7 protein-coding genes are annotated in these 9,254 nt (G+C 71.4%); 5 read left to right on the top strand and 2 right to left on the bottom strand.

The features are described 5' to 3' along the window. Positions 1 to 67: 67 nt before the first annotated feature. Both ABD056_RS21985 and ABD056_RS21980 read right to left on the bottom strand, forming a co-directional pair. A complete protein-coding gene (locus tag ABD056_RS21985) occupies positions 68 to 838 on the bottom strand; it encodes an SDR family NAD(P)-dependent oxidoreductase (RefSeq protein ID WP_343870335.1) in 771 nt (256 codons plus the stop codon). Between the two features lie 31 nt (positions 839 to 869). Beyond that, positions 870 to 2,522, bottom strand: coding sequence for an AMP-binding protein (locus tag ABD056_RS21980; RefSeq protein WP_343870333.1), 1,653 nt, complete (start codon positions 2,520 to 2,522; stop codon positions 870 to 872). Positions 2,523 to 2,752: 230 nt separating this feature from the next. Here ABD056_RS21980 and ABD056_RS21975 point away from each other — a divergent pair, with 230 nt between their 5' ends. The 5 genes from ABD056_RS21975 to ABD056_RS21955 all read left to right on the top strand — a co-directional run bounded on the left by ABD056_RS21975 (position 2,753) and on the right by ABD056_RS21955 (position 9,189). After that, a complete protein-coding gene (locus ABD056_RS21975; protein ID WP_343870331.1) occupies positions 2,753 to 3,775 on the top strand; it encodes an AraC family transcriptional regulator in 1,023 nt (340 codons plus the stop codon). A 210-nt stretch (positions 3,776 to 3,985) separates the two neighbouring features. Continuing rightward, on the top strand, positions 3,986 to 5,596 hold the full coding sequence (locus tag ABD056_RS21970; RefSeq protein WP_343870329.1) for an OpgD/OpgG family glucan biosynthesis protein: 1,611 nt from the start codon (positions 3,986 to 3,988) through the stop codon (positions 5,594 to 5,596). Next, complete coding sequence (locus ABD056_RS21965) at positions 5,581 to 6,069, top strand: hypothetical protein (RefSeq protein WP_343870327.1); 489 nt, start codon at positions 5,581 to 5,583, stop codon at positions 6,067 to 6,069. The genes ABD056_RS21970 and ABD056_RS21965 overlap by 16 nt, the downstream gene beginning before the upstream one ends. Beyond that, positions 6,056 to 8,161: a glucans biosynthesis glucosyltransferase MdoH gene (gene mdoH / locus ABD056_RS21960; RefSeq protein WP_343870325.1), complete on the top strand. Its 2,106-nt coding sequence runs from the start codon at positions 6,056 to 6,058 to the stop codon at positions 8,159 to 8,161. The genes ABD056_RS21965 and mdoH overlap by 14 nt, the downstream gene beginning before the upstream one ends. Continuing rightward, positions 8,158 to 9,189, top strand: a complete 1,032-nt coding sequence (locus tag ABD056_RS21955) for a DUF481 domain-containing protein (protein WP_343870324.1) — start codon at positions 8,158 to 8,160, stop codon at positions 9,187 to 9,189. The genes mdoH and ABD056_RS21955 overlap by 4 nt, the downstream gene beginning before the upstream one ends. Positions 9,190 to 9,254 lie beyond the last annotated feature (65 nt).

Genomic DNA, 9,254 nt, shown 5'->3' with positions numbered 1-9,254 from the left:
GCGGCGCCGGCGCGGTCGCGCCGGCCGTCCCTGCGGGACGGGGGCCTGGCGTGGCGCCTGCCCGCCCTTACTTCGCCGGCATGCGGATGGCGCCGTCCAGGCGGATCACCTCGCCGTTGAGGTAGCCGTTCTCGGCGATGTGGCGGACCAGGCCGGCGAATTCCGCCGGCTTGCCCATGCGCTGGGGGAACGGCACCATGGCGTTCAGGGTGTCCTGCACCTCGGCCGGCATGCCCGCCATCATCGGCGTCTCGAAGATGCCCGGCGCGATGGTGACGACGCGGATGCCCGAACCCGCCAGCTCGCGCGCCACCGGCAGGGTCAGCCCCACCACGCCCGCCTTGGAGGCGGCATAGGCGGCCTGGCCGATCTGGCCGTCGAAGGCGGCGATGGAGGCGGTGTTGACGATGACGCCGCGCTCGCCGGTGGTGGCGTCGGGCTCGTTCTTCATCATCGCCTCGGCAGCCAGCCGCAGCATGTTGAAGGTGCCGATCAGGTTGATGTTCACCGCGCGGGCGAAGCTCTCCAGCCGGTGCGGCCCCTTGCGGCCGACCACCTTCTCGCCCGGCGCGATGCCGGCGCAGTTGACCAGCCCGTCGACGCGGCCGAAGCCGTCCAGCGCCGCCTGGATGGCGGCCTGGGCATCGGCCTCGGCGGTGACGTCGGCGGCGACGCTTTTCGCCTGCGCGCCCAGTTCGGCCGCCTTGGCGGCGGCGGCCTCGCCGTTGAGGTCGACCAGCAGCACGCGGGCGCCGGCGGCCACCAGCCCCTCGGCGGTGGCGGCACCCAGGCCGGAGCCGCCGCCGGTGACGATGAAGACCTTGTCGGTGATGTTCATGGCGGGTCGTCTTTCTTCCCTGAAGGCTTCCTTACGCGCTTTCCTGCTTGCGCAGCAGGAAGCGCTGGATCTTGCCGCTCGGCGTCTTCGGCAGTTCCTCGACGAAGGCGATCTCGCGCGGATAGGCGTGGGCGGCGAGGCGCTTCTTCACCAGCATCTGAAGTTCCTCGGCCAGGGCCGGCGTGCCCTCGTGGCCCTTCCTCAGCACCACGAAGGCCTTGACGATCTCGGTCCGCTCCGGGTCCGGCTTGCCGATGACCGCCGTTTCCGCCACCGCCGGATGCTCGATCAGGGCGCTTTCCACGTCAAACGGACCGATGCGATAGCCCGACGAGGTGATGATGTCGTCGCTGCGGCCGACGAAGGCGATGCTGCCGTCCTCGTTCAGTTCCACGGTATCGCCGGTCAGGTACCAGTCGCCGCGGAAGGACTTGGTCTCCTGCTGCCAGTAGCCCTGGAACCAGAAGCCGGGCGAGGCCGGGCGGCGGATGGCCAGGATGCCGGGCTTGTGCGGCGGCAGTTCCGCCAGCGTTTCCTCGTCCAGCACGCCGATGGCGAAGCCGGGCAGCGGCACGCCGGCCGAGCCGGCCTCCACCGGGTGGAGCAGGGCGTGGTGGTTGCACACCGCCATGCCCATTTCCGTCTGGCCGTAGTGGTCATAGATGGGGCAGCCGAGGGCGTCGTCGAACCAGCGGATGACCTCCGGGTTCAGCGGCTCGCCGGCCGACGACACCACGCGCAGCTTGCCCTTCACCGGCGCCGCCGGCTCCTTGCCCGCGCCCATGAGCAGGCGATAGGCGGTGGGCGCGCCGGCCAGGTTGGTGATGCCGTTGTCGAGGATCACCTTGTAGGTGCCGTCCACCGTGAAGGGGCCGTCGTAGAGGGTGGTGGCGTGGCCCATCATCAGCGGCCCGGTGACGGCGTAATACAGGCCGTAGGCCCAGCCGGGATCGGCGATGTTCCAGTAGCGGTCGTCGGGACGCAGGTCGACCGAGAACCGCATGTACTCGTAGAACGCCACCATGGCCTTCAGCGGCACGGCCACGCCCTTGGGCAGGCCGGTGGTGCCGGAGGTGAACATCATCAGGAACGGGTCTTCGCCCGACCGCATCACCGGCGCGAAATCCTCCGCTACCTTGTCCATCTCGGCCGCGAAGTCGAGGTCGCCGTCACGCGGGGCGGCGATGGTCATGATCGCCGGGCAGTCCTTGACGTCATCCAGCTTGGAGCGGTTGGCGGCATCGGTGACCACCAGCTTGGCCTCGGAAGCGCCGCAGCGGTACTCGATGGCCTTGGGGCCGAAGGCGGTGAACAGCGGCTGATAGACGGCGCCGGCGCGCCAGGTGCCGAGGATGACCGTCAGCAGCTCGGGAATGCGCGGCAGCAGGCCGGCGACGCGGTCGCCCGGCTGCACGCCCTGGGCCTTCAGCACGTTGGCGAAGCGGGCGGCGCGCGCCTGCAGCTCGGCGAAGGTGACGGTGGCGCGGGCGCCGTCCTTGTTCTCCCAGTACAGCGCCACGGCGGCGGGGTCGCCGGCATGGCGGTCGCAGCATTCGACGCAGGCATTGAGCGCGGTCAGGCTGCCCGACAGCACGCGGGCCGCCAGGGCATCGTAGTCGAAGCCGGCGACATAGGCGTCGTAGGACGGCGTCTGGCCGCCGAGCACATCAAGATTGGCCGACATGGCGGGGCTGGTCCCTCTCTTGGTTGCGTTCCGTCCGCAGTGAACGCCCGACAACCGGCCCCCGCGTCCCCTGGCCCGGCGCGTGCGTTCCCGCTCTTGTTCTGGGTGCGGACTCTAGGCGCGGCGGCGGGCGCCGTCCATGACGCGAGCGGTCAGCGGAGGTGATCGCTTTTGCCACTTTCCGACGCTACACTGGCACCCGGCAGAGGCGGCGGCGGAGGCGCGCGGGGATGAAGGATACCGGCACGGTGGCGGTCTGCTTCGTCCATGCGGCGCTGCAGGGGCTGGTGGAAAAAGGGCACGATCCTGCGCCCGTGCTGCGCAAGGCGGGCATCGCGCCGGAGGTGCTGGCAAGCCCCCGCGCGCGGGTTACCCCGGCGGCCTACGGCATCCTCCTGAAGATCATCGCCCAGGTGCTGGATGATGAGCTGTTCGGCCAGGACAGCCGCCGCATGAAGGTGGGCACCTTCGCCCTGCTGTGCCGCTCCGTCGTCCATGCCGAAACGCTCGGCAAGGCGCTTGATCGCATGGCGCGGTTCTTCGGCACCGTCATCGACGACGTGGGGGCGACCGTCAGCCGCGGCGAGCGCACGGCCAGCCTGGTGCTCTACCCCCGCACGCCCGGCCTGCCGCGCCACATCTTCCTGTACGAGACGCTGCTGATCTTCATGCACGGCGTCGCCTGCTGGCTGGTGCGCCGGCGCATTCCCATCCTGCGGGCCGACTTCGCCTATGCCCGCCCCGACCATGCGGCGGAATACCATGTGCTCTACAGCGCCCGCCTGCGCTTCGACCAGCCGGCGACCGCCATCCACTTCGATGCCGGCCTGCTCGACCTGCCCTGCCTGCAGGACGAGCACACGGTGAAGGCCTTCCTGCGCGACAACCCGGAAAACATGCTGGTGAAGTACAAGAACGTCGCCAGCGACGCCAGCCGGGTGCGCCGCCTGCTGCGCGGCCTGCCGCCAACGGAATGGCCGGACTTCGAGACGGTGGCGGCGCAGCTTGCCACCTCGCCGCCCACCCTGCGCCGGCGGCTGCGGCTGGACGGCACCAGCTTCCGCGCCATCAAGGACCAGCTGCGCCGCGACATGGCGCTCGCCCTGCTGGCGGAGCCCGGCCGGGCGGTGGCCGACGTCGCCGCCGACCTCGGCTTCGCGGAGCCGAGCGCCTTCCACCGCGCCTTCCGCAAGTGGACCGGCGCCCGCCCCGGCGAGTACCAGCGGCGCGACCGCCACCGCGCCCGGCCATAGGGCAGAACCGTCACGGCTTTTTCACACAGGCCGAAAACTCTAGAACTTCCGCCGAATTCCCGCCCTGCGAGAGGTCACGAGGTCGTCATCGCCGCAACGGCGTTCAGGCGTGCACGTTGTACGTCCGGCTTTCGGCAGGGGGCATCTGTCCGCCTGGCCGGCCGCCACGCCACCGCCCCCGGTTCCACGACAACTGCCTCGATCATGACGATGAAGCGATCCCCCCTGTCCAAGCCCCTGGCGCGCCTCACCCGTCGCAGCCTGCTGGGCGGCCTGCTGGGCGCCACGGCGCTGGGCGTGCCCGGTTCCCTGTTCGGCCAGGGCCAGCCGGTGCCGGCGGAACCCGCCGCCGCAGACACCGCCGGCAGCGGCGCGCCGTTCTCCTACGACTGGCTGGTGGACGAGGCCCGCCGACTGGCGCGGACCGGCTTCCAGTCCACCGACGGCAACATCCCGGCGGTGCTGTCCGACCTGTCCTACGACCAGTACCGCGACATCCGCTTCCGTGGCGAAAGCGCCCTGTGGCGGGAACTGTCTCCTTATGAAGTGCAGTTCTTCCACCTGGGGTCTTACTTCGACCGGCCGGTGGCGGTGCATGACGTCAGCGACGGCGTGGCGCGGCCGGTGCCTTACCGCCAGCAGGACTTCCACCTCGGCCGCAACCGCATCACCGATCCGCTGCCGGAAAACCTGGGCTTCGCCGGGGTGCGCGTCCATTACCCGCTGAACGACCCGGAGAAGCTGGACGAGCTGATGGTCTTCCTGGGCGCCAGCTACTTCCGGGCGCTCGGTCGCGGCACCCACTATGGCATCTCCGGCCGTGGCGTGGCGGTGGACACCGGCCTGCCCAAGGGCGAGGAGTTCCCCGCCTTCACCCAGCTGTACCTGGAACGGCCGCAGGAACGCGGGCGGCCGCTGACGGTCTATGCCCTGCTCGACGGGCCGAGCCTCACCGGCGCCTATCGCTTCGCGGTCGAGCCGGGCGAGATGACCACCGTCGACGTCACCGCCCGCCTGTTCTTCCGCCAGGACATCGAACGCCTGGGCCTGGCGCCGCTGACCAGCATGTTCGACCACGGGCCGAGCGACCCGGCCGACCACCCCGATTACCGCCCGCGCGTCCACGACAGCCAGGGGCTGCTCATGCACTCCAGCCGCGGCGAATGGGTGTGGCGGCCGCTGCGCAATCCCAAGGCGCTGGCCATGTCCGCCTTCCAGGAGACGCAGCCGCGCGGCTTCGGCCTGATCCAGCGGGTGCGGTCGTTCGACTCCTACGAAGACCTGGAAGCCCGCTATGACCTGCGGCCGTCGCTGTGGATCGAGCCCAAGGGCGACTGGGGCGAGGGCGCGGTGGTGCTGATCGAAATTCCGACCCCCGATGAGACCCACGACAATATCGTCGCGTTCTGGACTCCGAAGGAACGCGCTCGCGCCGGCGGCGAGGCGGTGCTGCGCTACGTCATGCACTGGGGCCTGCACGGGCCGCAGCAGCCGCTGGCGGTGGCGCTGGAAACCCGCGTCGGCCGCGGCGGCCTGCCGGGGCAGCAGGAGCAGGCGCGGCGCCTGCGCAAGATCGTCATCGACTTCGTCGGCGGGCCGCTTCCCGGCCTGCCGCCGGAGGCCGAGGTGGTGCCGGTGCTGCACGCCCAGAACATCCAGGCGTCGGAGCCGGTGTGTCAGTTCAACCCCGTCACCGGCGGCCGCCGGGTCTTCTTCGACCTGCCGGCCACTCCCGAGGCCACCGCCGAGCTGCGCTGCCGTCTTGAGCTGGACGGCCAGCCCCTTTCGGAAACCTGGAGCTTCCAATGGTCCGACATCTGACGCTGGCCGCCACGGCGGTCCCGACGGCGACCGAAGCCCGACCGGCCACCCCCACCGCCGCCCACGGCGGACCGAAGCCGGCGCCGGTGCCCGATCCGGCGGCGCAGATCGACGCCTTCTGGCGCCACATCCGCCTGAAGACGGCGGTCTACCTTGCCCACGCCCACGGCCTGCCGCGGCCGCAGGCCATGGAGGAAGCGCGCCGGGTGACGGCGGCGGTGCGGGCGGAAACGGCGGTGCCGGACCGCGAGAGCGCCCTCGCCCGCTGCCTGGAACACGCCGGTCGCCTGCTGGCCGAGGACGGCCGCCACCGGCCGGTGCCGCTGCCGGTCGCCGGCCTGCCCATGGACCCGCAGCCGCTGTCGCCGGTGCTGATCGCCCCCACCCCCGGCCTCGGCGCCGCCCGCCTGTGGGCCATGGTGCTGGCGGCCATGGTGGTCCCGGCCCTGGCGGCTGCCCTTGTCCTTATCTGACCCTGATCGTTCGGGAGTTGCCGTCATGGCCCGCCGCTCCGTCTTCGTCATCGGCGTGCTCGGCACCGCTGCCGCGCTGGTGGCCTCCTACACCCGCATCCTCTATGTCGACGGCCTCAGCCTGCTCGACATCGCGCTGATCGCCGTCTTCGTGCCGCTGGCGCTGTGGCTGGCGCAGTCGTTCTGGACGCTCGGCGCCGGCTTCCTGGTGCTGTTGTTCCGCGGCCCGCCGCCGGCCGAGGCGCCGGTGCCGCCGGTAACGGCCAAGGGGCCGACGGCGGTGGTGGTGCCGGTCTACAACGAGGAAGTGGGCCGCGTCTTCGCCGGCATCCAGGCCATGCGGCGCGATCTGGCGGCGCATGGCCTTGGCGATCACTTCCACATCCACGTGCTGTCCGACTCCACCCGCCCCGGCCCCTGGCTGTCGGAGGTGGACGCCTGGCGCGACCTCGCCGACCAGGCCGACGAGGCACGCGGCCTGCCCCCCGTCTACTATCGCCGCCGGCTGCAGAACCGCGAGCGCAAGTCGGGCAACATCGCCGATTTCGTGCGCCGCCACGGGCAGCTGTACGAGTACATGGTGGTGCTGGACGCCGACAGCATCATGACCGCCAGTTCCCTCGCCCGACTGGTGGCGCGCATGGAGGCCGACCCCAAGGCCGGTCTGGTGCAGGCGCCGCCGCGTCTGGCCCGCGGCGAGACCCTGTTCGCCCGCATCCTGCAGTTCGCCGGCGCCGTCTACGGCCCGCTGTCGGCCAGCGGCATCGCTTTCTGGGCGGCCGGCGAAGGCAATTACTGGGGCCACAACGCCATCATCCGCACCCGCGCCTTCTCCGACTGCTGCGGCCTGCCGGAACTGCCGGGCAGCGCCCCGCTGGGCGGCGAGATCCTCAGCCACGACTTCGTGGAAGCGGCGCTGCTGCGGCGCGGCGGCTGGAAAGTGCTGATCGCCGACGACATCGACGACACCCTGGAGGAACCGCCGCCGACCGTCGGCGACTTCGCCACCCGCGACCGCCGCTGGTGCCAGGGCAACCTGCAGCACGCCCGCCTGATCCCGGCGCGCGGCCTGCACTGGGTGAGCCGGCTGCACTTCTCGGTCGGCGTCATGTCCTACGTCAGTTCGGCGCTGTGGCTGGTGTTCCTGGTCCTGTCCGCCCTGCAGGCGTGGCAGCTGGCCCGCACGCCGGTCAGCTACTTCGCCGCCGGTCGGCCGTTCCCGCAGTGGCCGCTGGAGGTGCAGGGCGCCGCCCTGACGCTGCTGGCGGTGGCGCTCGGCCTGCTGCTGGTGCCGAAGCTGTTCGGCCTTGTCCTCACCCTGCGCGACGGCCGCCTGCGCCGCGCCCTCGGCGGCGGCTGGCGGGTGACGCTGGGGGTGCTGATCGAGACGCTCTACACCGCCCTGCTCGCCCCCATCATGATGCTGCTGCACTCGCTGGCGGTGTTCTCCACCGTGCTCGGCCGGGCGGTCGGCTGGTCGGCGCAGAACCGCAAGGCCGAGGACGGCGCCTTCGAGCAGGCGGTGGAACGCTGGCTGCCGTTCACCGCCATCGGCACCGCCGTCACCGCCGCCGCCTGGATCACCTCTCCCACCCTGGCGCTGTGGCTGTCGCCGGTGGAGGCCGGGCTGATCCTGGCGCCGGTGGTGGTGTGGCTGGGCGACAGCGGCCGCGTCGGCCTCGCCCTGAAGCGCGCCCGCCTGCTGCTGACGCGCGAGGAAACCCTGCCGCCGCCGGTGTTGCAGACCCTCGACACCCTGCTGGACGAGGACGCCGCCCGCACCCGGCCCGACCGCAACGCCCTGCTGGCCTGGACCGTGCTTGATGCCGACCGCCTGCGCGACCATCTGGACCTCCTGCCGCTGGCCGACCAGGAGTCGCGTGCAACCCCCGAACAGGCCGCCGCAGCGGCGCGCAAGCTGCGCTACCTGGGTCCGGCCGCTCTCGACGACAAGGAGGCGCTTGCCGTGCTTGAGAATGCCGAGGAACTGGTGGGGCTGCATGCCGCCTGCTGGGCCCGCTGGCTGGCCGGCGACTGGCCCGATGCCCCGCCGCTGCCGCCCCGTGCGGTGCCGCGCAAGCTGGCCGGATGACCCGGGCGTACCGCACCCCCGTCCGCCGCATCACCCTCGCCCTGACTGTCGTTGCCGCCGTCCTGCCCCTTGCGGCGCAGGCGGCGCCGGCAGTGGACGAGCGGGTTCGCGTGCGGCTGGACAGCGGCGAACTGCTCATCGGCCGCCTGCTGCGCGACTCGCCGGAGGAAATCGTCCTCGACTCCAGCCTGCTGGGCGAGGTCTCCATCCCCCGGCCACGGGTCGCCGCCATGGCCCCGGCATCGCCGCCCTCGCCCCGCCTGCCGCCGGAAACGGCGCCGCTGCCGCCGGTCGATCCCGCCCTGGCGCTGGAGCCCAAGCCGCCGGCCCCGGAGACTTCCACGGCCGCCCAGGACGAGCCGCTGCCGCTGACCGGCGAGCTGGCGGTCGGCCTGCGCCTGTTCGACGGCCGCAACGACCGCCGCGAGGTCTACCTCGACGGCGAGGCCTCGCTGGCCTGGGGCGACAACCGCCTGTCGCTGGACGCCAAGGTGGAGCGCGACCGCTACCGCGGCCAGCAGATCGAGGACAGCTTCCGCACCGCCCTGCGCCTGGACCTCGGCGTCGACGACCCGCCCACCATCTCGCCCATGATCCGCCTCAGCCGCAACGAGAGCGACGGCATCGCCCTGCGGCAGGAATATTCCGTGCTGGTGGGCGCCCCGGTCATCGACGAGGACGACGGCCGCTACCTGCGGCTGGAGGCCGGCCCGGTCTATTACCACGAGCGGCCGCTCGGCCATCTCGACTCCGAGATTTCGTCCGGCGCCGGTGTCTCCTGGGGAGTGAACTTCGCCTGGCCGCTGTTCGAGCGCCTGCGCTTCGTCCATGACCAGTCGGGCCTGCTGCCGGTCGCCTTCCAGGGGCGCGGCTCGCCATGGGTCGAAACCTCCACCGGCGTCCGCTACACCTTCCGCGACGGCCTGTTCCTGCGCGCCCTGTATGAAGTCAACTGGGACGGCGACACCCCCGCCGACGTCGACCCGCTGGAGCGGGTGTTGAGGGTGACGGTGGGGTATAGTTTTTAGAGTTTGTTTTTTGTCCCTTGTATGTCTTGCCCAGCGTCGGCAGTAAGCTGCGCGAGGCTGGTGAA

The sequence above is a fragment of the Caenispirillum bisanense genome, from assembly GCF_039523075.1.
GTDB lineage: Bacteria > Pseudomonadota > Alphaproteobacteria > Rhodospirillales > Rhodospirillaceae > Caenispirillum > Caenispirillum bisanense.
The sequence above is the reverse complement of the archived record's forward strand: the minus strand, read 5'-3'. Positions and strand labels throughout refer to the sequence as shown.